Raw genomic sequence first — 23,634 nt, 5'->3', positions numbered from 1 at the left:
TTACTGGGAGGCCTTCGGGTTTCATCTGCACCAATAAACCTTATTTACACCGCATTACTCATGAAAAGAATCGTACCTACCTGGTTTGCCGGCTTAGCCCTGAGCGCCCTGGTTTTGGCAGGCTGCCAGAAAAACGACGAGCTCGACCCCACCATCGCTGGGGTAGCCGTAACCAATCCGGATTTCCAGATTCTGGAAGATGCGGCTATCCGCGGCGACGTTGTGACGATTTTGTCCAATAAGAACCCCGGCGACCCGCAGGGCAACTACACGGTATTCGCGCCCACCAATGAAGGCTTCGGCCGGCTGGGCCTCAACTCGGCCTCCGACCTGCTGACGTTGCAGCAGCCGTTCCTGCGCAGCACCCTGCTCTACCACGTCACGGGCGGCACGCTCAGCGCCGCCAACCTGCAGGCTGGCCTGGTTTCGCCTTCCGCGCTGGGGCCGAACCGCCGCATCATCAGCCGCGGCGGCAGTCTCTACGTCAACGGTTCCCGGATTGTCGCTACCGACGTGCGGGCCTCCAACGGCACCGTTCACGCCGTGGATAAGGTGCTGCTGGCCACCGGTGTCGACATCGTACAGTCGGCCGTAGCGCTGAAGGATGCGCAGGTGTTTACCCAGCCCGAGCTGAGCTTTCTGGTAGAGGCCGTGCTGTACTGCAACCTGGCTGGCGCCCTGTCGGGCACGCCCGGCAGCGCACCGCTCACCGTATTTGCCCCCACCGACCAGGCCTTCAAAGATCTGGGCGTAGCGCTGAACGTGCCTCTGAACGTGCCGGCTGACATCCGCAAGCTCCCGCAGGCCACCGTTACGGCTGTATTGCTCAACCACGTAGTACCCGGCGGCCAGTTCACGCCCGAACTGCCCGAAAACAGCAGCGTAGCCACGGCCGGCGGCGGCCGCCTGGCCCTGGGCGCCTTCAGCAACGGCACGCTTTCGGTGAAAGGGGCCAACAATGCCACGCCGGCCGCCATGGTCATCCCGGACGTGCAGTGCACGAACGGCGTGGTGCACGTCATCGACCGGGTTTTGCTGCCGTAGGGCCAGTGCGTTAGCCGAGCAGAACAGTTGGTTGAACGGCTGTTGGGGGCGGCCGGGCCAATAGTGGCTTCCGGTTGGGCGGTCCCTCCCGAAATTGCGGCCGCTACGCGCCGACAAGCCGGCAACTGGTGCTTCGCTTATTTCTTGTTAGTATGAAAAAGTTGGTTTTCGGCTCAACGTGGGTCGGAGTGGTGCTGCTCTTGTTTTTGCTGTTGCTGATTGGCGCCCAGGTGCGGGCTCAGGCCCCGGCTCCCGGCCGCTACTCGCTGGAAGGCCAGTGGAAAGGTGCCCTGGCCGTGCCCGGCGGCAGTTTGCCTTTGGCCATTACCGTCACGGAGCTGGCCGATGGCAACCGGTTTGCTGTGCTTGATGTGCCCATGCAGCGCGTCAACCGGGAGCCGATGACCGTCACGCCGCGCGGCGACACCCTCATGTTTGAGGCCGAGCAGGCCGGCTGCCGTTTTGTGGGCCGCCGCAGCCCCGATGGCCTGCAGCTGCTGGGCGTATGGCAGCAGCCCGGCTACTCCACGCCGCTCACGCTGCTGTTTGTGCCGCCGGCCGTGCCGCTGGCGCCCAAAACCTTCAAGTTTCCGCCGCCCTACCGCGTGGAGGAAGTGACGGTGCCCAACGCCACCGACCACCTGCAGCTGGCCGGTACGCTCACGGTGCCCGCCGGCGAGGGCCCGTTCCCGGCCGTGGTGCTGCTCTCCGACCAGGACAGCCAGAACCGCGACGCGCAATACGGCGACTTCGCTCTGTTCGGCAACCTGGCCGACTACCTCACCCGCCGCGGCGTGGCCGTACTGCGCCTTGATGACCGGGGCATCGGCAAATCGGGCGGCGACTCTGCTACCGCTACCGTGGCGGCCCGCCTGCGCGACGCCCAGGCGGCCCTGAGCTTTCTGCGCACCCGGCCGATGATTGATGTGGCCCACCTCGGGCTGATCGGGCACGGGCAGGGCGGCAACGTGGCCCTGCTGGCGGCGGCGCAAACATTGCCGCCCAACTTCACGGTGGCCCTGGCCGCTGCCGGCCTGCCCGGCACCGACCTGCTCTCGGAGCAGCGCCCGTCGTTGCTGCTGCGGGCCGGCGCCGCCGATACGGCCCTGCTGAGTCTGGCCCGCCGCCAGGATGTGGCCCGCCAGCAGGCCCAGACGCAGGCCAACAAGCTCCGGGCTTCGGGTTCCAATTCGGCGCAGGTGGCCACGTTTCTGGAGCAGCAGCGCCTGCGCCAGAAAGTAGAGGACAAGAAGCGAATGGAGGTTCAGCGCAAACGCCGCCGCACCATGCTCGACATCATCGCCAACAGCCCCGACGCCGCTCAGGCGCAGGCCATCGTGGCGAATATGGTGCGGCAGGATGCGCCCGGCCTGCCACCGGAAGCAGTGCAGGCTGCCGTAGCCCGCCTCACCTCGCCCTGGTACCGCGACTACGTGCAGCTGGACCCGCGCCCGGAGCTTGGCCAAGCCCGGGGTGCGGTACTGCTGCTGCACGGCACCGCCGACGATATGGCCGAGGCCCAGACCAACCTGGAGCTGCTCGGCAAGGGCCTGAAAGGCAACGCCCGCGTGACCACCCAGAAAATCGAGGGGGCCAACCACCTGTTTCAGGCGCCCACCACCGAGTGGCCGCTGCTCAACGGCCAGCCCCGCCCGGTAGTGTCCACATCCACCCTCGAAACCCTGCACGCCTGGATTGTGGCGCGTACAAAGGAGTAGCCAGAGTTTATATTCAAAAAGAAAAGCAGCTCAGATATCCCCGTAATGGAGGTTTCTGGGCTGCTTTTTTGATGGGTGAAAATGGGGGTTGGCTACTGCACCCGGTCGCGCAGGTATTGGTATACTTCGGGGTTGGAAAGCAGGGTGCCGTGGTGCAGCTTCGGGAACACGCGGGTGCTGATCTGCTGCTCGGGCGGCAGGGCCGGGTCGCCGAAGACGCGGCCGAGGGCGCTGCCGGCCCCTACGAGGCCGTCGCCGAAGTAGTCGTGCAAAGCGGAATTGGCCGATTTCAGCAGCGAGCCCACCAGCACATGGTAGCGCACGCCGGGCAGCGGCGGCACCAGCGTGCGGGGCGGAAACAGGTCGTCGGCGTGCGGGTCCTGCCAGTCGTCATCCACCAGAATGGCGTGGCGCAGATCCTTGATGCCGTTGCTGCGCTTGTCAATCAGGCCGCTGATGAAGCGGGTGGGGCGCAGGTTGATTTTGCGTAGCACCACCGAGGTAAAGTGGCTGTTCTGCTCCAGAAACGAGCCGTCGTTGGGCACGCCCAGTAGAAACACATCCTGCAGGTGCGTGAGCCACGAAACGCCGGTTTCCGGCGGCGGCGCCTGGGCCGCATAATACCCCGCCGACCGGATAACCAGCCCACCCATGCTGTGCCCCACCAGCGAGAGCCGGCCGATGGCATCGGGGTAGGCCGCGAGCAGCTCCGTGAGCAGGGCGTGGAGCAGCTGGCCGTTCTGGGAGATGTGCAAACCGGTGTTGTAGCGCAGGTAGAGGCACACGGCGCCGGTGTCCTGCTGCAGGCGCGGGCCGTAGCGCAGGCCGCCCTCGCCCGAGCCAGCCTGCCAGATTACCTCGTCGCCCATGAGGCCGTGCAGGAACACCACCACCTTGCGCGGGCCTTTGGTGCCCGGCGTGAGGCGCAGCGCCGACACCGGCACGTCGGCGGCGTGGCGGCGGAAACTCATCAGAATAGCCCGGCGGTCCTGGCGCTCGGCAAGCTGGTCGCCGAAGGCTCCGTTGAGCACTGGTAGGGTAAAATGGATGTTTTCCTGCCCCGTGCGGTACAGAAAGCCGGCCGTGTTGAAGGGCACCGTAGCCGCCCGGCCTACTGCCCGGATGGCCCGCTTCCAGCGCGAAGGCGCCGCCGCCGGCATCTCCTCTGGTAAAGCGTCGTCGTCCGGGGCTGATGGGGCGGTGGGGTCCGGCGAACTGGCCGCAATGGGGGCGGCCCCGTCGGGCGCCGGGGAGTCCGAGGTAGGAGTAAGGGAAACTGACGGATCAGGGAGGGGCGGTTTTTTGGTCACGGAATCAGAAGTTTGCGCAGCAGCGGGCCATCGGGCGGGCTGAGGTGCAAAAGATACACACCCGCCGGCATCCCGCGTAAATCTACGCGGCGGCCGCTGGCTTCGTTGAGCGGCGCGGCCGGCTGCTGCCGGACCAGCTGGCCCTGGGCATTGAAAATCTGGTAGGCCGCCGTAGCTACGGCGGGTTGCGGGAGCGAAGCCAGGACAAATTCGCCTGACACGCTGGGATTGGGGTAGATGCTCAGGGCGGCCTGCGTGGCGGCCGGGGCCGAGGTGGCCGCTACCGCGCCGGCCAGGCCAATATCATCTATCCACAACGACGAACTGGCCGCCACGCCGCCGGTGCCACACAGAAAAAACAGCCGCAAAGAGTCGGGCGCTACGCCCACGGCGTAGGTAATCGGCAGCGAAAACTGGCCGTAGCCGGCCCGCGCCGGCAAAATGGCCGCCCCGGCCCCAACCAGCTGAGCAGTTGGGCCACCACCCCGGGTCAGGGCCACATACACGCCGGCGGAGTCGTTGGAAGCCAGCGTGAGTTTGTACCAGAACTGCAGCGAAGCGGGTCGGCTCGTGAACGGAATGCCGCCAATCCCGAAGGTGTTGGAGTTGACAAAGCGCGAGCCCAGAATCAGAAATGAGGGAAACTGCACCCCGAATACGGCCTTGCTTTCCAGCTTGGCCGCGAAGCTGCCGGAGTTGCGGTCGGTGCTCTTCGTGACGGTGCCCAGCGTCAGGGGCAGGCCCTGCCCGGCATAAACGGCGTCGGTGGTGAGCCAGCTGGCCGGGTATTCGGCGGCTCCCTGCGTGGTCCAGTTTTCCAGGCCGCCGTTGGGTACACTCTGGGCCGAAACCGGTTGGAGGGAAGTGAAAAAGGAAAGCCAAAAGGTAACAAAGAGTAGCGTTTTCATAGCCGGGCAGTGGTAAGGAGCGAACAGGCCCGCAGTCCTTCTGCTGACCTATCCTAAAGATACCACGTGTGCAGCTGCCAGTGAATCACATAAAAAGGTGATGATTAGCGGGTTGATGTTGTTGTGTGCGGCTGCGCCGGAAATAAAAAAACTCCCTCCGCCGGCCGTAGCCGACGAAAGGAGTATAAGCAAACGGGGTGCGCGTACGACGAGCGTTTACCGGATAAGCTTGCGCGTAACGGGGCCGTCGGGGGTATTGAGTTGGAGCAGATACACGCCCGCAGGCAGGCCGCGCAGCTCTACTGGCCGGCCGCCGGCTATGCTCAGTGGGGCTGCCGTAGCGGTGCGCACTATTCGGCCAGCGGCGTCGGAGATGGTATAAGGAGCAGTAGCCACTGCCGGGTTTGCCACCGAAGACAGCCGGAATTCGCCGTTGGGGCTGGGGTTGGGGTATACCGTGAGGGCCGCGTCGAGAGCCGGATTTCGGGCCGCCTGCACGGTGCCGGTCATGCTTACATCGTCAATAAACAGGGCGGTGCCAGTCGTTATGTTTTCGGCCAGGCCGGAAGCAAAAGTAATCTGCAGCGTATCCGGCGTATCGGCGCGGCGGTAGGTGAGGGGTAGGGTTACCAGGGTATAGCCAGCCTGAGGCGCCAGAATCTGAAAGGCGTCAGCTACAACTTCGGGATTGCCGTTCACGGTTTTGAAGAGCGCCACCTGCACCCCCGCGGAGTCAGAGGCCGGGCCGGTCATCTTGTAGTAGAACTGCAGGTTGGCTGGCCGGCCGGTGTATGGAATGCCCCCACCAAGCGTATTACTGTTGCCAATGCGAGTTCCCAGCACCAGAAATCCAGGGAAGTTATCCTGAAAATTTTGGGTTTCCAGCTTGGCCGCAAAAGAGCCGCTGCGCCTATCCGTAGACTTGACTGTGGTATTAGTGGAGAAGGGCAACGGCCCCAGGATTTCCGCAATGACGTCGTCCAGAGTCAGCCAGGACTGTGGCGATTCAGAGAGGCCCCGTTGCGCCCAGGTTTCGAGGGTGCCATTCGGAATGGCCTGTTGCGCCATTGCGCCGCTAGTGCTAAAAAGGGCCAGTACGCCGGCCGCCAAGGGTAATAGAGTCTTCATAGAAATTGGGAAGAGAGGAAAAAAGTAAGAAAGGATATCAGCAAACTGCACATGTTGCTTTAGTAGCCGACGCGCTAAAACTATGCCGTGTTGCATGCGCCAAAAAAAAAGTTCCTAAAATATAAAAAATAATTTTCGGCCACGGCGCATGTGTCCACTAGCTGCAAATTGGAGAGTAGCATTAAGCAGGTGGCGTTGCATGGGTCAGGTGAAACGCTTGAGCTACGCCTTATTGAGGACGTATTCGGCGCCGCAGCGTGCCCAACAGCCCGGCTACCAGCCCCGTGGCCAGTCCGCCTATATGGGCCGCATTGTCGGTGCCGGCGGGGCCCGAGAGGCCGCCCACCAGGCTACTGAGCGCGAAGTAGAGCAGCAGCCCCAACAGCCCGGCGCGCTCCTGGCGGCTCAGGGCCGCGCCGCGCCCCAGCAGCAACGCCAGCACCAGCCCATACAGCCCAAAAATAGCCCCCGATGCTCCCACAGAGTTGACGCCCTGGCTGTGCCACCACAAGCTGGCTAGGCTGCCGCCCACGCCGCTCAGCAGATACACCAGCAGCCAGCGCCCACTTCCGGCTTTGGCCTCCGCCATCAAACCCAGCAGGAGCAGGGCGCTCAGGTTGAGGAAAAGGTGGGCTGGCCCGCCGTGCAGAAACGTGCCGCTGAGCAGCCGCCAAGGCTCGGCCACCACCAGCCCCGAGAAATTGGAGCCCCAGGCAATGAGGTCGGAGCCGGCAGGCGCCAGCAGGTTTACGCCTCCCAGAACGCCCATAGCGCCATATAGCAGCAGGTTGGCCAGCAGCAGCAGCGGCGTGGTGAAGTAGCCGCGCTGGGGCCGGAATATGGCCCGCAACAGCCGGCCGGCTTGCCGCAGGGTGCTGCCTTGTGGCTCAGTAGCGGCGGCCGTGGGCGGTGGCCCGGTAGTAGCTCCGGGCAGCTCCGCCGGAATCAGGCCGCGGCGCTGCAGCTCCTGCACGGCCGCCGCGCCCACGGCCGGGTAGCAGCCAGCCTGCCGGGCCAGATGCAGCAGCTCGGCGTCGGTTTTGTGCGCGAAAGGAGGTTCAGGAACCGGGGTTTCCATAAGGCAGAGCTCAGAAGCTCAGCGCTATCAAGAACCAGCCCACGCCCGCAGCCGGGAACGCACTCTGCCAGAACCGGCCAGCAGCACCCAGCGGCCACCCACGGGCAGCGTATGCAGTCTGCCAAGCTGCCCGTGGGTGGTAGTAGCTGAATAGTAACTATTTCTATAAAATGTTATCTTTTTGATGAATCCCAAGGGAATGAATTTACTATATTTATGCTTTTACGACCTGCTGCTCCGCCTTCCCACCACGCCTTTTTGTCATCTATTTTAATGTATGTTACCGCATTTCTGCGAGCCCAGGCGCAACAGCGTCTGGCAAAACAATTATACCACAATGCCAGCTCCCGGGCCCTATTTACGCAAGCCGGCCTGGTCCTAAAGGAAAGCCGCGTGAGCTTCCGGCAGTTTTTCTCGTGGTCGAGCCCGGTGTCGTCAGGGCTGCGGAGCCTGAAGTATGTGCTGGTGGGGCTGCTGCGGCTGCCGCTGGGGCGCAGTATGCGGCTGAGCTACGGCTACACCGGCGAAGACCGCCTCCTCGAGTCGTTGCTCAAGCCGCTGGTCACCTACAATGGCTTCTATGTGGAAGTGGGCTGCAACGAGCCGCGTTTCATTTCCAATACGTTCCTGCTGTATCGGCGCGGCTGGCGCGGTATCTGCATTGATGCCAACGAGCAGCTGATTGGCAAGTTCAGCCGTATCCGGCCCCGCGACCAGGCCGTGTGCGCCTTTGTTTCGCACGAGTCGCAGCCGCTGGCGTATCTGGAGTTCGGCAACAACGTCCTGTCCACGGCTGACCCGCAGTACGTGCCGCAGTACCTGGCGCAGGGCGAAGAAATTGAGCGCACGCGGCAGGTGCAGCCCCGCACGCTCACGGCCATCCTGAACGAGTGCCACGCGCCGGCCCGCTTCGACTTGCTCACGATAGACGCCGAAGAATTTGACCTTCCGGTGCTGGAATCCCTGGATTTCGGCGTGTATCGGCCCCGGCTGGTGATGGTGGAAGCCGAGGATTTCGACCCGCTGTATCCGCTGGACCACCCAATCAGTACGTTTCTGCTGGCCCGCAACTACACCTTTAAAGGCAGCATACTCAAGAATCTGTACTTCCTCGATGAGGCTGCTTAAGCCAGGATGGTCGTCTGGTTTACAGCGTGCCGCGCCGCAGGCGGGCGGTCCACTTGTCGCGGCTGAGCAGGGCTTCCCGCATCACGGTGGCCGAATCCTGCAGCCTGACGAGCTGGGGCGTGTAGATGGGCAGCCCATTGCCGTAGCGGCCGCTCAGGTTCTGCAGCAGATCCATGCGCAGGTAAGCGGCGCGGCGCATCAGTTCCACCCGCTCGGAGAGTACGGGTGTGAGCTTGTGGTCGTAGGCCAGGGCTTTGTTGAGGCGGTGCCACTCTTCCAGCACGGTGCTGGCTTGGCCAGGCAGGGTGGCGTCGGGCTGGGTTTGGCGCAGCTGCTTTAGCAGGAAGGTGCTCTGGTTTTCAGCTTTCCAGTAGCGCTCGGCCAGCAGCCGGTATTTGCGGGTTGCCACGGTGTCGCGGGTGCGCTCGGCGGCCGGCAGCTGGCGCAGCTCCTGCGCAATTTGGGTCCGAGTGAGCGAATCGAAGGCCGGAATCAGGCGGGTTTGCACGGTTTCCAGCACGGGCGGGCCGGCTTCTTTGCGGGCCTGCTCGGCAACCTGGCGGCGGGCGGCCTGCTGGTTTTGCCAGTAGATCAGCCCGCCAAGCAGCAGGGCCACCAGCACCCCTATCCACAGGGCCGGGCGCTGCCACAGGGCTGGCGCCGGCTCGTCGTCGGCATACACCGGCAGGTGGCTGCCCATCGGCTGCGACTCCGTGGTCGGGTCGGGGCTGATGCCGCGCCGGCGCAGCTCCCGGCGGGCCGTGTTTACCAGGTCGGTATGGTACAGCTCCGGGTTGCGGGCCAGATACAGCAGCTCGGCGTCGGTTTTTTGCTGGATAAATTCGGAATCGGAAGGAGCAGACATGTCGGGATAAAAGCAGCCAGAAGGAATAATCGGCTTCCAAGTTGGCAAAAAGCTGCCGGACTACCATGCCGGCCGCCAACGCCGGCGGCAGCCGGCGCGTATAACCGGGCAGCGTGGCCATCCAGCTGCGACGCTGCTTCATCCTCTTACTTCCCTTCCCATGAGCGCCGACCAAACTCCAAATTCCGACCAGAACGCCCAAACCACACCCAACGCCGCCTCCGAGCAGGAAGGCCGCCAGTTGAGCACCGGCGGTGATATCCCAGCCCAGCACGATGCCGACGCCCAGGCCAGCGGCAACCCCGAAGCCACCAGCACCCAGCAGAACATGGGCGACGGCAGCGGCATTCGCGGCGACTACGGCAACGCCAGCCAGACCAATGGTGCCGAAGGCACCGACGAAGCCAACGACGAGGGCGCGCCAAAAAAGAAAAACGACCAGTGGGCTGAATAGCCCGTTGGTAGCGCGAAAGAGCCTTTCACGCTACTGCCTTGCAGCCCTCATGCGGCGGAAGACTTTATCTTTCGCCGCATGAGGGCTTTTGTTTTTTCGCTGACTGCCGCCGCCGCGCTGCTGGCGCCGGCCGGGCCGGCAGCCGCCCAGCGCGGCCGCAACCCGCTCACCGAGCTGCTGCAGGCCGATACGGCCCGTTTCGGCCGCATCCTGCGCGACCCGGCCGCCTACCGCGTGCAGATCCTGTACACCCAGATCAACCGCGACGGGCGCGGGCGGCCGCACTTCCGCACGTTCCGCTACGGGGCGCCGGCCACCCAGTATTTCTATCCAGCCAGCACCGTGAAGCTGCCGGCCGCCGCGCTGGCCCTGCAGAAGCTGCGCACCCTGCGTGCCCAGGTGCCGGAGTTGAGCGCCGCCTCACCGCTGCGCATCGACACCTCCTTTGCCGGCCAGACTGCCGTGCTGCGCGACACCTCGGCCCGGAGTGGGCGCGCCAGCATCGGGCAATATATCCGCAAGGTGCTGCTGGTGAGTGATAATGACGCTTTCAACCGGCTCTACGAGTTTGTGGGGCAGCAGGAGATTAATGAGCAGCTGCGCCGCCGCGGCCTGCCCGAAACCCGCCTGATCCACCGGCTTTCCGTGGGCGACCAGGAGCCGGGCTCTCGCCACACCAACCCGCTGGCGTTCTACGCCGATACCACCCTGAGCCGGCCGCTCTACGTGCAGCCCGCCGCCTATAACATCGGGCCGCTGCCCGCCACCGATTTCCGGATCGGGCGCGGCTACATGCAGGGCGGGCGCGCCGTGGACGGGCAGGAAAACACGGTGCTGGTGCCCGAGCCGCTGGATCTGGGCAGCAAGAACTATTTCCCGCTGCAGGAGCAGCAGCAGGTGCTGCGGGCGCTGCTGTTTCCGGAGGCCGTGCCCGCCCGCCAGCGGTTTGCGCTGGCCGAGGCCGACTACCGCTTCCTGCACCGCTACCTCTCCATGCTGCCCCGCGAAAGCCAGGCCCCACGCTACGACGTGGCGCACTTCCCCGACACCTACGCCAAGTTTCTGCTGGGCGGCGGCGGTATCGCGCCGTTGCCGTCGGGCGTGCGGGTGTTCAACAAAATCGGGCAGGCGTATGGCTTCCTGATTGACAACGCCTACGTCGTGGACCTGGAGCGCAACGTGGAGTTTCTGCTGTCGGCCGTCATATATACCAACTCCGACGGCATCCTCAACGACGACAAGTACGACTACGACACCATCGGTTTCCCGTTTCTGCGCGACCTGGGCCAGGCCGTGCTGCGCTACGAGCAGCAGCGCCCCCGCCGCCACGCCCCCGACCTCCGCCGCTTCCGCCTCGACTACCGCGCCACTCCCACTGACGACGCCCCATGACGGAGCACCTGAATGAGCCGACTCCCGCCGGCCCGCGCGTGCTGAGCGCTGCCGAGTACCGCCAGCTGGTGCAGCGCCACCCCGACCACGCTTTGGTGAACCTGGCGGAGGTGGTGCCGGGCCTGCGCCTGGATATCCGCTACGCCACGCCCCACAACCTGTTGGGCGCGCCGCTCTATGCCCGCGCCGCCGCGCTGCTGGCCCGGCCCGCCGCCCTGGATCTGGTGCGGGTGCAGGCCGCCCTGGCCCGGCACGGCGCCGGCCTGCTTGTGTACGATGCCTACCGGCCCTACCGCGCCACGGTGCGCCTCTGGGAAAAAGTGCAGGACGAGCAGTACGCCGCCCCGCCCTGGCGCGGCTCCCGCCACAACCGCGGCGCCAGCCTCGACGTGGGCCTCGTGGATCTGGCCACCGGCCACCCGCTGCCCATGCCCACCGAGTTCGATGACCTGACGCCCGCCGCCCACACCGCCTACGAGCCTGTTTCGGCCCCGGCCCGCCGCCACCGAGGCTGGCTGCTGGCCGCCATGAGCGCGCACGGCTTCGTCAATTACCCGGGCGAATGGTGGCACTTCGACCATCACCGCTGGGCGGAGTTCGACCTGCTGGACGTGCCGCTGTAGGGGCGCATTGCACGCGCCCGCCGGCCCTGCCGGTCCGGCGCTGGAAAAACTGCCGGTCCTGCCGGTCCGACGGCGGTAGCGGTCCGACCGGTTGCCGCGTGCTGATGTTGCTTCGTTGGTGTTAGGGTGGCATCGTCAAGGCGAAGCGGACGGCAACCGGTCGGACGCCTGCGACGTCGGACCGGCGGAAAACCAGCGCCTATTCCAATCCGGCCGCTTATGTGCGTAATTTGCAGGCTGATTCCCTGTTTTCGTGCTGATGTTCCGATTGTTTGCCGCTGGCCGCCTCGCTCTTTTCCTGCTCCTGACTTCCGGCCTGCTGGCCGCCTCCTGCCGCCCCGCCACTGCCGCCGATACGCCGCCCAAGCGCGAACTGCGCGGCGTCTGGATTGCGACGGTGGAGAACATCGACTGGCCCAGCGCCCGCACCCTCTCGCCGGAGCAGCAGCGCCGCGAGTACATCCGGCTGCTTGATGCCCAGCAGCGCAACGGCATCAACGCTGTGTTTGTGCAGGTGCGGCCCGCGTCGGATGCCTTCTACCAGAGCAGCCTGGAGCCCTGGAGCAAGTGGCTGACCGGTACCCAGGGCAAAGCCCCCAACCCCGCCTACGACCCGCTGCCCTTCCTGATTGAGGAAGCCCACGCCCGCGGCATGGAGTTTCACGCCTGGTTCAACCCCTACCGGGCCACCATGGACACCGTGACGCGCCGGCTGGCCGCCAACCACCCGTACCGCCAGCACCCGGAGTGGTTTATCCGCTTTTCGGGCAAGCTGCTCTATAACCCCGGCCTGCCGGAAGTGCGCCAGTACATCAACCGCGTGATTCTGGATGTGGTCAGCCGCTACGACATCGACGGCGTGCACTTCGACGACTATTTCTATCCGTACCCGGAGGCCAACCAGACCATCCACGACGAGGACGCCTTCGCCCGCTTCAACCCCGACAACCTGAAGCTGGCCGACTGGCGCCGCCAGAACGTGAACCTACTCATCCGCGACCTGCACGGCTCCATCCAGGGCACCAAGCGCTGGGTGAAGTTCGGCATCTCGCCCTTCGGCGTGTGGCGCAACCAAGCCACCGACCCCAACGGCTCGGCCACTAAGGCCTTCCAGGGCTACGACGGCCTCTACGCCGACGCGCTGGAGTGGGTGCGCCAAGGCTGGGTCGACTACCTGCTGCCGCAGCTGTATTGGAGCTCCAATTTCAAGGTGGCGCAGTATCCGGTGCTGGTGGAGTGGTGGGCGCGCAACGCCAACGGCCGCCACCTCTACATCGGGCACGGGGCCTACCGCATGCTGGAAAGCACCAAGGCCGACACCACCTGGCGCAACCCGCGCGAGCTGCCTCGCCAGATTCGCTTCAACCGCACATTCCCGGCCGAAGTGGGCGGCAGCGTGTTCTTCAGCGCGAAGTCGTTGCTGGCCAATGCGCTGCACACCACCGACTCGCTGCGGCAGAACCTGTTCCGGTACCCGGCGCTGGTGCCCACCATGCCGTGGCTGGATGCCGTACCGCCCCGCCCGGCCCAGGGCCTGACGCTCACGGCCGCGCTGCCGAGCAACATCCTCACCTGGCAGCCCGCCCCGGCCGCCGCCGATGGCGACCTGGCTGCGTACTATGTCATCTACCGCTTCGAGGACGGCGAAACGCCGACCCCCAACGATCCGCGCCGCATCCTGACCGTGGTGCGCCCCCGCACCGGCGGCCTGCTGGCCTACACCGATACCGCGGCCCGTATTGGCCACGCCTACGCCTACTACCTCACGGCCGTGGATAGGCTGCACAACGAAAGCCGCCCCGTGAGCGTGCGCAGCACCGGCCGTCCCGGCGAAATCATCCTAGCCCAGGCCCCCACCGAAACGCCCGCGCCACCCGCCCCGGTAGCCACCGCCCCAACCCCGGCTGCCCCCGCCGTAGTGGTGCCCACGCCGCGCCCGGCCGCCTCGCGCCCCGCCGCTTCGGCCGGCCCCGTCACGAAGGTGAAGACCAAAGTCAAACCCAAGAAAAAGCGCGGCTTTTTCAGCCGGATATTTGGCGGCCGGTAGTAGGTGTTTGCTGCTGAACGATGTAGAGACGCAATATTTTGCGTCTCGTCGTTGCTGACGTTGGGTGTAAAAGCAGGCGCAATTGATTGGAACGTCATGCTGAGCTTGCCGAAGCATCTCTACCGCTTCGTTGCAAGGCCGTTGGTTAGTTGGAGGTAGAGATGCTTCGGCAAGCTCAGCATGACGATTAACGTAACAACGTCAGCAACGACGAGACGCGAAGTGTCGCGTCTCTACATCGTTTTCACGGCCCCGTTACTTTTTCGCCGGGAGCCGCACGTATTCCAGCTGCTCGAAAATCTGTAGCTCGGGCTGCCAGATGGGCGTCTGGAGCAGCAGCTTGCGGCGCGTGAGTTCCAGCAGTAGCTGCCCGTTGAACAGCGGGTCGTCGGTGGTTTGGGAGCTGCGGGTGTAGAGCTGGTTGCGGCGCACGGAGTAGGTTCCCTGCTCGGTGAGGACCAGGCGGCCGCCACGGGTGGTGGTGTAGGTATAGGTGCTGTCGGGGCGAAACTCCACTACCAGCGTCAGCTCGCCGTTGCTGATGCCGATGTTGGTTTCGGCGGCCGGGCTGTGGAAGAGCTTTTCCTGCAGTGAGTCCGGCAGGGTGGCGGGGGCCTCAAAGGCAATCTGGCGCAAACTCCACCGGCCCGTGAGCGGCGCCTGAGCCTGGGCTGTGCCGGCCGCAGTCAGCAGCAACAGCAGTGTCGTCAGACATCCAAACAGTACCGGGACGCGCCGCGTGGAAAGCCAGGGAATCAGCATAGAACAGTAATGCAGGCTAGGCAACGGGACGGCACTGGCTGCACACGCCCGACATAAGGTAGTCGCTGCGCTCGGCCTGAAACCGGCCCGGCAGCACCACTGGCGGGATGGAAACCTGATTGAGGCAATACGTGTGCTGGCAGGTGGTGCACTTGAAATGCACGTGGTTGTCGTAGTGCGCGTGCTCGGTGCAGCCAGTGGCGCAGGCCGCATAGCGGATGATGTCGGTGGCGTCGATGACGCGGTGAATCACGCCCTGCTGCTCGAAGGTGCGCAGGGTGCGGTAGAGCGTAATCCGGTCGATGCCCGCCTCGCCCAGCGCCTGCTCGATGTCGTTGCTGGATAGCGCGTAGGGCCGGCTCAGCAGCACCTGCAGCACCTGCCGCCGGATGGGAGTAGCGCGCAATGCGTGACGGGCCAGGGTTTCGTTGATGCGGGCGGTAAAAGGCATAAGCAAAATTACGGATTCACCCAGACTTGGGCCGCTTGCCTGGCGAGGCTTACGGCCGTAATAGCTTCCGGTACGCTCGGAATTGGCGTCATGATAACGCAAACAGCCCGCCGGAAGTACCAGCGGGCTGTTCAGGGAGAGGTAAGTGCTAGTCAGCGCTAGAACGCGCGATACTCGAACACGACACGCGCCGTGGAGCCGGCCGTGCTGGGTTTCACGCCCACTATGCGAAGCAGCATGGGTTCGGCCCCGCGCACGCGCACGGCGAACAGGTCGCCGGCAGCCACGGCGCCGGGCAGGGCAGTAATGCCGGTCAGCGAAGCCGCATTCTGGTAGAGCAGCGTGCCTACGGCATTGGCCGAAGCCGTGGTGTAGTAGCCGGTGGCAGCCGTGGCTACCGGAATGCGGTAGTACACGGTGGTATTAGCCGAAGAAAGGTTGACCGTGGTGCCGAATACGCCGCTGGCAAACAGGTCTTTGGTAGTGGCCGGTGCGCTGGCCGCCACGTTGGCTCCCAGACGCAGGTCGAAGGCTACGGAATCCTGCGGGGCGCTGGGGCCCGCCGTTACGCGGCCGGTGCGTACCCGGCTCAGGGCCGTGGGGGCTACCACGTTGAGCGCCGCTGTAGTGACTACTGCCGAATCGGGCCCGGAAAAGGCTTTGAATACGAACGTCACGGCCTGGCCCTGTGCGCCGCGGGGCACCGTTACGTCCACGGTGCGGGCGTTGGCCGCGCCGGTGCTGGGGTTGAGGATAGTGCTGGTCCGCACCCGCCGGCCCGTGCCGATGCGGTAATAAGTGGTCAGGCTATCCACGTTCTTAAACAGCGTGGCCGTGGAAGGCGGAGTCGGTACGGTGGCAATGCCGCCTTCATTCAGCACCAGATTGTACCCAATGATGTCGTTTTCAGCTTGTGCCGTGGCCGCCAGGTTGTTGCGGAAGGTGGTGATGGTAGTCGGTGAGGCCGTGGTGCCGAAACGCAGGGTAGGGCGGGCCGCCACGTTGTAGGTGAAGCGCTGGCGACGGGTAGCCCCGTTCTCAAACGTCGTCGTCACATCCACCCGCACGGCCGTCTGGTTGGGCAGGTTAGGCACGGTGTAGGCAATCGGCTGGGACGTAATGCCCGCCCGCGAGTCGAAAACAGGGTTGGTGGGAGGCAGCGTTCTTACTATGGCGGAGTCCGTCCGGCCAATAACCTGGAACACGGTAAAGTCCCGGACTTTGTCAGCAGCATTGAAGCCAACCAGCAGGTTCACCACCTCGCCAGGGGCATACTTGGTGCGCAGGCCTGCCGGCGCGGCCCCAATCGTAGAGAAACCACCGTCGCCGGTAAGCGCGTAGGGCGGCTCAAAGTCGTCGTCGCAGGCGGTGGCGGCCAGGCCGGCCAGGGCCAGCAACAGGGGCCACGGGCGCTGCGCCAGGGCTCGAAGGTTAGAAAGTAACTGCATAGAGAGAGCACATCAGAAGGAGAGAAAATACACCGGCGCAGCGCTACCGCTGGTCCCACCACACGGGGCGGGTAGCGTAGTCCGGGTCGAGGCCCCCAATGGCCTGCACGTTCTGCGGGTTGTACTGGGTTTCGGTGAGAGCCGGCAGCAGGCGGCGTGGGAATTTGCGTTGCGTGGGGTCGGCAGGAACCGGGTTGAAGATGGGATTCACACCCGTCGGGTAGGCCAGATTTACATAGATATCGGAGCGGAAATCGTAGCGCCGCATATCCGACCACGCCTCCGGATTCAGGAACAGCGCAATGTATTTCTGCTCCATGATGCGCTTCAGATCCAGCTGGGCCTCGGTCTGGGCCACGGCCGCACTGCTGAGGTAGCCATCAATCTGTTGCTGGGTCAGGATCGGGAACGTGACGGTGAGGCCCTGCGAAGCAAACGTGCCGCCTACGCCAATCTTGCGGATGTGCGCCTCAATACCCTGCCGGTAGGCGCGCAGGGCACGGTTCCGGTCGCCGGCCAGGAAGGCCGCTTCGGCCTCAATGAACTTCAGCTCGTGGTAGGTGATGATTTCGTGGTAGCCCAGGTCGCGGGCATACCAGCCGGAGTAGAAGTCGGAGGCGCCGCCGGTCTGGGCGATGGGCGTGCCGCCCGATACGCCGGGGTTGGTGCCCACGCTCACGTTGGTGGCCATTACGGGCAGGCGCGGGTCCGTCACGCCTGGGTAGGTGGCGTTGGCGGAGCTGCCGTTGAGGTAACGCAGCAGATTCACCGAGAACGTGGCCCCAGCGAAGTTGGCCCGCGCCGTCCCGAAAATGCTGGTGCTGCCCGTCACGGGCGGTATAGGCACTTCCATCTGCAGCTGCGCATCATCGGCCGAGGAGGTGAAGCCCTTGTCCAGGGCGGCCAGCACGCCCTGGGCGTTGTAGGTGCTTTTCCTGGTGAGGTGCTGCAACTGGCGGGCCCGCAATGAGTAGGCTAGCTTGATCCACTTGGTGGCGTCGCCGCGGTACAGAATGTCGCCGCTGGGGCTGGGCACGGTGGTGTAGAGCGGGCGCACGTTGGCCGAGGCCGGCTTCAACATTTCCTGCTCGCCCTCATCCAGCAGCCGAAAAATGGTGGCGTAAATCTGCTCCTGCGGGTCGTACGTGGGCGAGAAGTTGCCACCGCCCTGGAAAGCCTCCGTGAACGGCACGTCGCCCATCATGTCGGTGAGGTGAGCCAGGGACATGGCCTGCGTGATTTTGGCCGCCCCCACATAATAGGGCGAGCCTTCCGCTTCGGCGGCCGTGATGGTGGCGCGCAGGTTGCCCGACGCGTAGAAGTAGAAGTAGTTGAAGGTGTTGTTGCCGTTGCCGGTGGCAAAGTAGTACTGGTCGGTGCTGGAGGCCGGTGCCCGCCGCACAATGTGCTGCGTGATGTAAGCCGTCACCAGCGACGTGAACATCTGCTGCTGGAAAGCCTGGGAAATGCCGCCGGGCAGCAGGAAGTTAGGCGTCGAGCTGATGGGGTTATTAGGGTCGGTGTTGACGTCGAGGAAACTCTCGCACGAGCTCAGGGCCCCGCCACCTGCCAGCAAACCCAGAAGGAGAAGATATTTTTTCATGTTATGTATGGCTTAATTGCTTAATTAGCAAATGATTATTTGTTCTGGATGCTCGCTGAACGTTCAGTCATTTAGCCATTAGGCAATGCAACAATTCAATTAAAAATTCACGCGCAGGGCCATGTCCACGCCGCGGGTAGCGGGCGTGCTGCCGTAGTCGAAGCCGCCGGAGCCGCCGCCGCGCACGCCGGCACCAGCCGCGGCCGTTTCGGGGTCAGCGCCAGAGTAATTGGTAAACAGCACCAGGTTGCGGCCCGTCACGCTCAGCTCAGCGCCTTTCACGAAGCTCTTGCCCAGCCACGCGGCCGGCAGCCGGTAGGCCAGCGTAGCGTACCGCAGGCGCGTCCAGGAGCCATCTTCCACGAAAGCCCAGCCGGTGCCGGCTATCTGGTTGATGAAGTAGCCCTGCGTCAGCTCCACGGGGCGCGTGTTTGGCGAATACGAGCCGTCGGAAGCGCGCACCACGCCCTCGATAACGGCGGTTTTGTTGCGGTCCAGGGTCTTGTTGCTCAGGCCCGAGCGCACAGTCACCCACTCGTTGCCGTTCACCACGTCGCCGCCCTTGCGGAAGTCCATCATGAAGGCCAGCGACAGGCCTTTGTAGGCCAGTGTGTTAGTAATCTGGGTGGTGAACTGCGGGGCCCGGTCGCCGGCGTACACGTAGGTGCCCGCTACCACCGACGGATAGCCGGTGGTGGGGCTGATAATCACCTGCCCGAAATACGGCGACGAAGTATCCGTCACGCGGGCGTAGTCCTGCACGCCGATGGACGTGATGGGCCGGTTGGGGAATGCGCTGCCCCGGGCCACATCAATTACAAAGGCATCCGACTGGTTGACTTCGGTCAGGAAGCTGGGTAACTTTTTGGCGCGGTTCTGATTGTGGAAGAAGTTGGCCAGCACGTCCCAGGTAAAGCCCGAAGCCGTCTGCACAGGCCGGCCGTTCAGGGCAATTTCCACACCCTTGTTGGTAACGGTACCGCCGTTGATGTACTGCAGAATGTAGCCCGAGGCTTGGCTGACGCGGGGCGCAATCAGCTGGTCGCGGGTTTCCGAGTAGTACACGCCGGCATCCAGGCCCAGGCGGCCTTTCAGGAACTGGAAGTCCAGGCCAGCCTCATAGGAACGGGTGCGCTCCGGCTTGAGCAGCGCGTTCGAGCCGAAGAAGCCCGGCCGGAAGCCGGCTCCGATGTAGGTGCTCTGGGCCAGCGGCGACTCCACGCGGTAGGGGGCGGTATCCTTGCCCACTTCGGCCACGGCCAGCCGTAGCTTGCCGTAGTTCATAATGGAACTGTTGTCGAGGCCCAGCGTGCGCGAAAATTCGTAGCCCAGCGTAGCCGAGCCATAGACGAAGGGCTTGCCGTAATTCTTGTTTAGGTTGGGCCGCGGCAACGTCGAGGATTGGTCGAGGCGCACACTTGCCTCCACCGTCACCTGCTTGAACAAATCCAGGTTGACGCGGGCGAAGTTGGCCACCAGTCGCCGCAACGAGTTGGTCGTCAGCGCGCCGCGGTTCACGGTGTTGTTGATGGAGTTGAAGTTGGGCGAGCGAAACACCAGCCCGATGATGTCGGTGGTTTCGCGCAGGCCCTGCTCCACGGTGTTGCCCAGCAGCAGCGTGGCGCCCACGTTTTCCGAAAATGAGTGCGATAGAATAGCCGTCAGGTTGGAGTTGAGCAGTCGGTTCTGGGTGGTAGTTTCCGAAATGCCGCCGTCCTGGTTGCCGGGCTGCGAGGTGCCCACCGCCCGGACGGAGCGCAGCCGCTCAGTATACAAGTCAGTGCCCAAGTTGTAGCTAATGGTCAGCCACTTGAAGGGGTCGTACGTCAGCTGGGCGTTGCCGATGAGGCGGTTGGTGCGGTCCGTAATCGGGTTGCGCTCTACCGTGAAGTAGGGGTTGTCGGCGTCGGAGCTGCCGATGCCGCCAATCAGGCGGCGGCGGGTGCCATCGGGGTTGAGGTAGTTGCGGGTGTCATCGTTACGGGGCCAGGTCAGCAAGCTTACCATAAAGCCGCCCGAACCGCCAAACAGGCCGGGGCCCTGCAGCGGCCGGCGGCCCCCCGAGTTCAGGTACTGCGCCGAGCCCTGCGCCCGGATCTTCGGCGATACCTGCAGCGTGCCCGACAGCCGCACGGTGCTCTTGTCGAACTCCGAGCTGCGGGCCACGCCGGTCTGGTCGAGGTGCGAGGCCGAGAGCAGGAACGAGCCTTTCTCGGTGCCACCCGTCACGGTCAGGTAGTTCTGGAAGTTGTAGGCAGTTTTGTAAAAGTCGCCCAGGTTGTCGTACACCGTTTCGCCGGGCGCAAACTGCGGCCCCCACGAAATACGCGTGGTCGGATCGAAGACGCCTAGCGCACCCTGCTTGTATACGCCCTGTAGCTTGGGCAGGCGGTTTACCTCGTCCACAGACACCTGCGTGCGGTAGTCCACGGTCACGACGCCGGCTTTGCCTTTCTTGGTGGTGATGATAACGGCGCCGCTGGCCGCCCGCGAGCCGTAGAGGGCCGCCGCGGCCGCGCCTTTCAGCACGGTCATGGTTTCCACGTCCTCGGGATTGATGTCGGCGGCGCGGTTCTGCGACGACACCGAGCGGCCCAGCAACCCGTTGAAGGCCGAGCCGCCCCCCGGCGCCGTCGACTCCGAAAAAGAAGTGTTGTCCATGATAATGCCGTCAATCACGAACAGCGGCTGGTTGTCGCCATCGAGCGAGTTGCCGCCCCGGATAACGATGGAAGCTCCTTCGCCGGCCCCGCCACCCGAACTGGTTACCTGCACACCCGCCACCTTGCCCTGCAGGGCATTTACAATGTTAGGCTGGCGCGACTCGATGATGTCCTTGCTGGTGACTTCCTGCGCCCCGTAGTTCACCTGGCGGCGCTCCTGCTTGATGCCGAAGGCTGTTACGATGACGTCGTTCAGGGCCGTGGTATTCTCCTTCAGGCTGATATCCACAGCCCCGTCGGGTCCGACGGCGCGCTCCTGGCTGGTGTAGCCGATGAAGCTGAAGCTGAGCGTGCTGCCGGGGGCTGCCTGCAGCGAGTAGCGCCCGTCGGTGCCGGTGCTGGCGCCGTTGGTGGTGCCTTTCACGAGCACCGTCACGCCGGGCAGCGGCGTATTGGTGGCATCCGTCACGATGCCCGTGACCGTGCGCAGGTTCTGCTGGGCGTAGCCGGGGAGGGCCGCCGCCACGCTCAGGACCGGCGCTAGCAAGTAGAGTCTGTTCATAGAGAGGAAGGGGGGAAGGTGTGGGGTGAGTGAGAGATAAGCGAAAAAGAAACGGCCGAAACCGGGCTGCTAGTCGCAGTCTGGTTTCGGCCGGCCCTGGAACAGGCACGCGGACAGCAAACAACAGAGTAATGCGTTGGCCATAAAAAAGGGCGTATAGCAGGCTTTTTAGCGGTTTTTCCGGGGTGAATGAATCGGAATAACCGGTGGGTAGAAAAAAAAGTCGGGATTAAAGCTAGAAAGCTGCACAATAGCAGCCAACTATATATGGTATTTTATTTAGTAGAAATTTGACTTTGAATGCTGCCGTCAAAGCTCCATTTTTCCGCGCTTTCCGTGTCCATCTTCCACCTGTTCCGTTTGCTATGTCTGCTGCCAGCCCTGCCGCCTCGCGCGTGCCCGTCCGCATCTTCCCCGATTCTGAGCAGGCCTCCGTGCAGGTGGCCCGCGAGCTGGCCGCCTTTATCCGGCAGCGCGCCCAGGAGGGCCGCCCGGCCGTGCTGGGCCTGGCCACGGGCTCGTCGCCGACGCGGGTGTACGAGGAGCTGGTGCGGCTGCATCGGGAAGAGGGGCTGAGCTTCCAGAACGTTGTCAGCTTCAACCTCGACGAGTATTTTCCGATGGCGCCCGACTCGCTGCAGAGCTACGTGCGGTTCATGCGCGAGTACCTGTTCGACCACATCGACATCCGGCCCGAAAACGTGCACATCCCCGACGGCACCGTGCCCGCCGAGCAGGTAGGCGAGTTCTGCCGCCGCTACGAAGAGCAGATCCGGGAGGCCGGCGGCATAGACTGGCAGTTGCTGGGCATCGGGCGCACCGGCCACATCGGCTTCAACGAGCCCGGCTCCGGCGCCGCCTCGCGCACCCGCCTCATCACCCTCGACCACATCACGCGCACCGATGCCGCCTCCGACTTCTACGGCGAGGAAAACGTGCCGCGCCGCGCCATTACGATGGGCGTGGGCACCATCCTGGAAGCCCGCCACATTGTGCTGCTGGCCTGGGGCGAGGGCAAAGCCGCCGTGATAAAGCGCATGGTGGAAGGCGAGCCCACCGACACCGTGCCGGCCACCTACCTGCAGCACCACCCCGCCGTGCAGGCCGTGCTCGATGAGGCCGCCGCCGCCGAGCTCAGCTCGCGCAAAACGCCCTGGCTGGCCGGCCAGGCCAGCGACTGGCAAGACGCCGCCCAGGTGCGCAAGGCCGTGACGTGGCTGGCCCGGCTGGTGGAAAAGCCCATCCTCAAGCTCACCGACGAAGACTACAACGAAAACGGCCTTTCCGACCTGCTGGCTGAAGCCGAAGGGCAGGCGTACAGCCTCAATATCCGGGTGTTCAACGAGCTGCAGCACACCATCACGGGCTGGCCCGGCGGCAAGCCCACCGCCGACGACACCCACCGCCCCGAGCGGGCCGCGCCTTTCCCCAAACGGGCCCTCATCTTCTCGCCCCATCCCGACGACGACGTTATTTCCATGGGCGGCACGCTGATTCGGCTGGTGGACCAGGGCCATGAAGTGCACGTGGCGTACCAGACTTCCGGCAACATTGCCGTGTTCGATGACGAGGCCATCCGCTTTGCCGACTTCGTGGCCGACTACGACGAGGCCTTCCGCTTCGACGAGCAGCCGGCCGAAACGCTTTACCAGCGCGTGGCCGATTTCCTGAAAAACAAGCAGCCCGGCCAGGTGGATTCCGACGAGGTGCAGCAGATCAAGGGCCTGATCCGGCGCGGCGAGGCCAAAAGCGCCCTGCGCTACGCCGGCCTCGACCCCGACACCCGCGCCCACTTCCAGGACCTGCCGTTCTACGAAACCGGCCGGGTGCGCAAAAAGCCGCTCGGCGAAGAAGACATCCAGTTCACCATCGACCTGCTCAACCGCCTGCAGCCCCACCAGATCTACGCCGCCGGCGACCTGAGCGACCCGCATGGCACGCACCGCGTGTGTCTGGCGGCCATCTTCGAGGCGGTGCGGCGGCTGAAGGCGGCGGGCACGCCTTGGCTCTCAGACTGCTGGGTGTGGCTGTACCGCGGCGCCTGGCAGGAGTGGGACGTGGCCCAGATTGAAATGGCCGTGCCCCTGAGCCCGCAGGAGCTCACGCGCAAGCGCCGCGCCATCTTCAAGCACCAGAGCCAGAAAGACCGGCCGCTGTTCCCGGGTGCCGACCAGCGCGAGTTTTGGCAGCGCGCCGAGGAGCGCAACCGCACCACCGCCCGCCTCTACGATCAGCTGGGCCTGCCCGAATACGAAGGCATCGAAGCCTTCGTGCGTTGGCATTTCTAAAAGGGGGGGGGAAGCCTGTGGCAACGGTCATGCTGAGCTTGCCGAAGCATCTCTACCGAGTAGTAATCAGATTACTTTGGCAACGAAGCGGTAGAGATGCTTTGGCAGGCTCAGCATGACCGTGTACATAGACTCAAACAGCCTTTAAGCAAAATTCCGGGC

General features: G+C 64.3%; 18 protein-coding genes. 8 read left to right on the top strand and 10 right to left on the bottom strand.

Features of this window, described 5'->3' with window-relative positions:
- Positions 1–60 precede the first annotated feature (60 nt).
- Positions 61–1,044: a fasciclin domain-containing protein gene (locus tag O3303_RS09610; protein ID WP_269561845.1), complete on the top strand. Its 984-nt coding sequence runs from the start codon at positions 61–63 to the stop codon at positions 1,042–1,044.
- Between the two features lie 152 nt (positions 1,045–1,196).
- On the top strand, positions 1,197–2,762 hold the full coding sequence (locus tag O3303_RS09605) for an alpha/beta hydrolase family protein (protein WP_269561844.1): 1,566 nt from the start codon (positions 1,197–1,199) through the stop codon (positions 2,760–2,762).
- Between the two features lie 92 nt (positions 2,763–2,854).
- On the opposite strand, the gene O3303_RS09600 is transcribed toward O3303_RS09605, so the two are convergent.
- From O3303_RS09600 to O3303_RS09585, 4 genes are all read right to left on the bottom strand, one after another.
- Positions 2,855–4,072 carry an esterase/lipase family protein gene (locus tag O3303_RS09600; RefSeq protein ID WP_269561843.1) on the bottom strand — a complete coding sequence of 406 codons (1,218 nt, stop codon included), beginning with the start codon at positions 4,070–4,072 and terminating at the stop codon, positions 2,855–2,857.
- Positions 4,069–4,980, bottom strand: coding sequence for a T9SS type A sorting domain-containing protein (locus tag O3303_RS09595; RefSeq protein WP_269561842.1), 912 nt, complete (start codon positions 4,978–4,980; stop codon positions 4,069–4,071). The genes O3303_RS09600 and O3303_RS09595 overlap by 4 nt, the downstream gene beginning before the upstream one ends.
- 216 nt (positions 4,981–5,196) lie before the next feature.
- The gene (locus tag O3303_RS09590) at positions 5,197–6,108 is read right to left on the bottom strand and encodes a T9SS type A sorting domain-containing protein (RefSeq protein ID WP_269561841.1); all 912 of its coding nucleotides are present in this window, start codon (positions 6,106–6,108) and stop codon (positions 5,197–5,199) included.
- A 229-nt stretch (positions 6,109–6,337) separates the two neighbouring features.
- Positions 6,338–7,186, bottom strand: coding sequence for a rhomboid family intramembrane serine protease (locus tag O3303_RS09585; protein ID WP_269561840.1), 849 nt, complete (start codon positions 7,184–7,186; stop codon positions 6,338–6,340).
- Between the two features lie 273 nt (positions 7,187–7,459).
- On the opposite strand from O3303_RS09585, the gene O3303_RS09580 reads away from it, so the two are divergent.
- Positions 7,460–8,314 (top strand): FkbM family methyltransferase, encoded by an 855-nt coding sequence (locus tag O3303_RS09580; RefSeq protein WP_269561839.1) that lies wholly within the window; start codon positions 7,460–7,462, stop codon positions 8,312–8,314.
- 19 nt (positions 8,315–8,333) lie between these two features.
- Here O3303_RS09580 and O3303_RS09575 read toward each other — a convergent pair whose 3' ends face one another.
- A complete protein-coding gene (locus tag O3303_RS09575) occupies positions 8,334–9,179 on the bottom strand; it encodes a hypothetical protein (RefSeq protein WP_269561838.1) in 846 nt (281 codons plus the stop codon).
- A gap of 160 nt (positions 9,180–9,339) precedes the next feature.
- On the opposite strand from O3303_RS09575, the gene O3303_RS09570 reads away from it, so the two are divergent.
- The 4 genes from O3303_RS09570 (at position 9,340) to O3303_RS09555 (ending at position 13,695) form a co-directional block, all read left to right on the top strand.
- Positions 9,340–9,633: a hypothetical protein gene (locus O3303_RS09570; RefSeq protein WP_269561837.1), complete on the top strand. Its 294-nt coding sequence runs from the start codon at positions 9,340–9,342 to the stop codon at positions 9,631–9,633.
- 78 nt (positions 9,634–9,711) lie between these two features.
- The gene (locus tag O3303_RS09565) at positions 9,712–11,025 is read left to right on the top strand and encodes a serine hydrolase (RefSeq protein ID WP_269561836.1); all 1,314 of its coding nucleotides are present in this window, start codon (positions 9,712–9,714) and stop codon (positions 11,023–11,025) included.
- Positions 11,022–11,648 carry a M15 family metallopeptidase gene (locus tag O3303_RS09560; protein WP_269561835.1) on the top strand — a complete coding sequence of 209 codons (627 nt, stop codon included), beginning with the start codon at positions 11,022–11,024 and terminating at the stop codon, positions 11,646–11,648. The genes O3303_RS09565 and O3303_RS09560 overlap by 4 nt, the downstream gene beginning before the upstream one ends.
- A gap of 259 nt (positions 11,649–11,907) precedes the next feature.
- Positions 11,908–13,695: a glycoside hydrolase family 10-like protein gene (locus tag O3303_RS09555; RefSeq protein ID WP_269561834.1), complete on the top strand. Its 1,788-nt coding sequence runs from the start codon at positions 11,908–11,910 to the stop codon at positions 13,693–13,695.
- A gap of 255 nt (positions 13,696–13,950) precedes the next feature.
- Here O3303_RS09555 and O3303_RS09550 read toward each other — a convergent pair whose 3' ends face one another.
- The 5 genes from O3303_RS09550 to O3303_RS09530 all read right to left on the bottom strand — a co-directional run bounded on the left by O3303_RS09550 (position 13,951) and on the right by O3303_RS09530 (position 21,184).
- Complete coding sequence (locus O3303_RS09550; protein WP_269561833.1) at positions 13,951–14,457, bottom strand: hypothetical protein; 507 nt, start codon at positions 14,455–14,457, stop codon at positions 13,951–13,953.
- A 16-nt stretch (positions 14,458–14,473) separates the two neighbouring features.
- Positions 14,474–14,908: a Fur family transcriptional regulator gene (locus O3303_RS09545; protein WP_269561832.1), complete on the bottom strand. Its 435-nt coding sequence runs from the start codon at positions 14,906–14,908 to the stop codon at positions 14,474–14,476.
- Positions 14,909–15,066: 158 nt separating this feature from the next.
- On the bottom strand, positions 15,067–16,356 hold the full coding sequence (locus tag O3303_RS09540) for a hypothetical protein (RefSeq protein WP_269561831.1): 1,290 nt from the start codon (positions 16,354–16,356) through the stop codon (positions 15,067–15,069).
- Between the two features lie 43 nt (positions 16,357–16,399).
- The gene (locus tag O3303_RS09535) at positions 16,400–17,959 is read right to left on the bottom strand and encodes a SusD/RagB family nutrient-binding outer membrane lipoprotein (RefSeq protein WP_269561830.1); all 1,560 of its coding nucleotides are present in this window, start codon (positions 17,957–17,959) and stop codon (positions 16,400–16,402) included.
- 99 nt (positions 17,960–18,058) lie between these two features.
- Entirely contained in the window at positions 18,059–21,184 is a 3,126-nt protein-coding gene (locus O3303_RS09530; RefSeq protein ID WP_269561829.1) for a SusC/RagA family TonB-linked outer membrane protein, read from the bottom strand.
- A 365-nt stretch (positions 21,185–21,549) separates the two neighbouring features.
- Between O3303_RS09530 and nagB the strand changes: the two genes are divergently transcribed.
- Complete coding sequence (gene nagB / locus O3303_RS09525; RefSeq protein ID WP_269561828.1) at positions 21,550–23,472, top strand: glucosamine-6-phosphate deaminase; 1,923 nt, start codon at positions 21,550–21,552, stop codon at positions 23,470–23,472.
- The last annotated feature ends 162 nt before the right edge of the window (positions 23,473–23,634 follow it).

Source organism: Hymenobacter canadensis, from assembly GCF_027359925.1.
Lineage (GTDB): Bacteria > Bacteroidota > Bacteroidia > Cytophagales > Hymenobacteraceae > Hymenobacter > Hymenobacter canadensis.
This window is presented reverse-complemented; position numbering and strand designations above follow the sequence as displayed.

Excerpts from the sequence above, each read along its gene's own strand:
- O3303_RS09610 (WP_269561845.1), top strand. The coding sequence starts at position 61 with ATGAAAAGAATCGTACCTACCTGGTTTGCCGGCTTAGCCCTGAGCGCC.
- O3303_RS09605 (WP_269561844.1), top strand. The coding sequence starts at position 1,197 with ATGAAAAAGTTGGTTTTCGGCTCAACGTGGGTCGGAGTGGTGCTGCTC.
- O3303_RS09595 (WP_269561842.1), bottom strand. The coding sequence starts at position 4,980 with ATGAAAACGCTACTCTTTGTTACCTTTTGGCTTTCCTTTTTCACTTCC.
- O3303_RS09590 (WP_269561841.1), bottom strand. The coding sequence starts at position 6,108 with ATGAAGACTCTATTACCCTTGGCGGCCGGCGTACTGGCCCTTTTTAGC.
- O3303_RS09585 (WP_269561840.1), bottom strand. The coding sequence starts at position 7,186 with ATGGAAACCCCGGTTCCTGAACCTCCTTTCGCGCACAAAACCGACGCC.
- O3303_RS09580 (WP_269561839.1), top strand. The coding sequence starts at position 7,460 with ATGTATGTTACCGCATTTCTGCGAGCCCAGGCGCAACAGCGTCTGGCA.
- O3303_RS09575 (WP_269561838.1), bottom strand. The coding sequence starts at position 9,179 with ATGTCTGCTCCTTCCGATTCCGAATTTATCCAGCAAAAAACCGACGCC.
- O3303_RS09570 (WP_269561837.1), top strand. The coding sequence starts at position 9,340 with ATGAGCGCCGACCAAACTCCAAATTCCGACCAGAACGCCCAAACCACA.
- O3303_RS09565 (WP_269561836.1), top strand. The coding sequence starts at position 9,712 with ATGAGGGCTTTTGTTTTTTCGCTGACTGCCGCCGCCGCGCTGCTGGCG.
- O3303_RS09560 (WP_269561835.1), top strand. The coding sequence starts at position 11,022 with ATGACGGAGCACCTGAATGAGCCGACTCCCGCCGGCCCGCGCGTGCTG.
- O3303_RS09555 (WP_269561834.1), top strand. The coding sequence starts at position 11,908 with ATGTTCCGATTGTTTGCCGCTGGCCGCCTCGCTCTTTTCCTGCTCCTG.
- O3303_RS09550 (WP_269561833.1), bottom strand. The coding sequence starts at position 14,457 with ATGCTGATTCCCTGGCTTTCCACGCGGCGCGTCCCGGTACTGTTTGGA.
- O3303_RS09545 (WP_269561832.1), bottom strand. The coding sequence starts at position 14,908 with ATGCCTTTTACCGCCCGCATCAACGAAACCCTGGCCCGTCACGCATTG.
- O3303_RS09540 (WP_269561831.1), bottom strand. The coding sequence starts at position 16,356 with ATGCAGTTACTTTCTAACCTTCGAGCCCTGGCGCAGCGCCCGTGGCCC.
- O3303_RS09535 (WP_269561830.1), bottom strand. The coding sequence starts at position 17,959 with ATGAAAAAATATCTTCTCCTTCTGGGTTTGCTGGCAGGTGGCGGGGCC.
- O3303_RS09530 (WP_269561829.1), bottom strand. The coding sequence starts at position 21,184 with ATGAACAGACTCTACTTGCTAGCGCCGGTCCTGAGCGTGGCGGCGGCC.
- nagB (WP_269561828.1), top strand. The coding sequence starts at position 21,550 with ATGTCTGCTGCCAGCCCTGCCGCCTCGCGCGTGCCCGTCCGCATCTTC.